Annotated in this window: 3 protein-coding genes; 2 read left to right on the top strand and 1 reads right to left on the bottom strand. The window is 64.7% G+C overall.

Translation table 11 applies throughout. From position 1 onward, the window contains the following. Nucleotides 1-415, top strand: a 415-nt coding sequence (locus tag EOC06_RS44200) for an AraC family transcriptional regulator (RefSeq protein ID WP_245470309.1), incomplete at its 5' end; no start/stop codon positions are given. A gap of 72 nt (nt 416-487) precedes the next feature. After that, nucleotides 488-907, top strand: a complete 420-nt coding sequence (locus tag EOC06_RS33820) for a VOC family protein (protein WP_128309843.1) — start codon at nt 488-490, stop codon at nt 905-907. A 23-nt stretch (nt 908-930) separates the two neighbouring features. On the opposite strand, the gene EOC06_RS33815 is transcribed toward EOC06_RS33820, so the two are convergent. After that, nucleotides 931-1,905, bottom strand: a 975-nt coding sequence (locus EOC06_RS33815) for a cobyric acid synthase (RefSeq protein WP_128309842.1), incomplete at its 5' end; no start/stop codon positions are given.

Raw genomic sequence — 1,905 nt, 5'->3', positions numbered from 1 at the left:
AGGCTTGGCGCTGCGTGAAAAGCTTGGCAACGCGCCGGACTGGACGGCGCGTTTCGACATGGCCGAAGCCTTCGTCACCGCCCGTCTCGAGAATGCCGCCGAGACGCCGCTTGAAATCGCCTGGGCCTATGACCGCATCATCGCATCCGGCGGCCGGACCCGCATTGGATCGATCGCCGAAAGGCTGGGCTGGAGCCGCAAGCATCTCGCCGGCAGTTTTTCCAACGCCATCGGCATCGGCCCCAAGACGCTGTCGCGCATTGTCCGCTTCAACCGCGCGCTCGGCCTGTCGAGACAACAGACCGTCGACTGGGCCGGCATCGCCGCCGATTGCGGCTATGCCGACCAGGCGCATCTGGTGGGCGAGTTTCGCGACCTCGCCGGCGAAACGCCGACCGCGCTCTCTGTCAGGTAACATTTCTTCAAGACGCCGGAACGGTCTTTGAGCAGGGTGGGTTATCGACCAACCCAAATGAAGGAGGTTCCCATGCCAACCACCACTGAAGCGCCCCGCCTCTACCCCGCTTTGCGCTACAAGAACGCGGCAAGAATGATCGATTGGCTGGGCGAGGCTTTCGGCTTCAGCGTCCGTGCCCGCTATGGCGAAGGCGATGTCGTGCACCATGCCGAACTGGTCTTCGGCTCCTCGATGATCATGCTGGGCACGGTGCGCGACGACGACTACGGCAAGATGGTCGGCGAACCCGGCTCAGGCGGCGGCAAGTCGATCTACATTGCCGTCGACGATGCCGATGCCGCCTATGCCAAGGCCAGGAACGTCGGCGCCACGATCATCCAGGAATTGACCAACCGCGACTATGGCAGCCGCGAGTTCATCTGCCGCGACCCGGAAGGCAACGTCTGGTCCTTCGGCACCTACTGGCCGAAGGCGGGCGAAAAGGCCTGAGCCAACCTCAGGCGCTCTGCGAATTACCGAGCCAGCGCAAAGATCGCGTCGCAGTCGAGATGGGTCTCCAGCTCGGCTGCGACCTCGTCCAGCGCCCGCTCGACCTCGGCCCGGTAGTCGATGCCGCCGCCTTTGATGCCGAGGCTTTCGAGGAATCTCCCGCGAAAGCCGTCGGCGCCAAACAGGCCGTGCATATAGGTGCCGATCACCTTGCCGTCGGCCGACACCGCCCCGTCCTCGACACCATTGATGACAGCGGAAGGCCGCAGCGTATCCGGTCCGATGGTGCGGCCGAGGTGGATTTCGTAGCCTTCGAGCGGCAAGTCGAACGGCACCGAACGGGCGCTGACGTTGCGAACCGTCTTTTCCGGTTCCATCACCGTTTCGACGTCGAGCAGGCCGAGCCCTTCGGCTTCGATGACGCTGCCTTCGATGCGGTCAGGGTCGCGCACTGTGCGGCCGAGCATCTGGAAGCCGCCGCAGATACCAACGACATGGCCGCCGCGCTTGCGATGGGCCAGCAAGTCGCGATCCCAGCCGTTCTCGCGGAATTTCAGCAGATCGCCGATCGTCGACTTGGAGCCCGGAATGACCACCAGCCCGGCATCGGCCGGCAGCGGCTTTCCCGGCGGCACGAACACCACCTCGACCTGCGGTTCGGCCTTGAGCGGGTCGAGATCGTCGAAATTGGCGATGCGGCCAAGCATCGGCACCGCCACCTTCAGCGCGCGTGCCTCGCCGGACGCCAACCGCTCCAGCACCACCGAATCCTCCGAAGGCAGGCGCGCCGCCGCCTTCAGCCACGGCACCACGCCGAAACAGCGCCAACCCGTGAATGTCTCGATCGACTTCAGCCCATCGTCGAACAGCGAAATGTCGCCCCGGAACTTGTTGATGAGATAGCCGACGATCATGCGCCGGTCCTCCTCCGGCAGGATCAGATGCGTGCCGGCGACCGAAGCGATGACGCCGCCGCGATCGCTGTCGCCGACCAGCAC

Origin of the sequence: Mesorhizobium sp. M7A.F.Ca.MR.362.00.0.0, assembly GCF_004023175.1 — a bacterium.
GTDB lineage: Bacteria > Pseudomonadota > Alphaproteobacteria > Rhizobiales > Rhizobiaceae > Mesorhizobium.
This window is presented reverse-complemented; position numbering and strand designations above follow the sequence as displayed.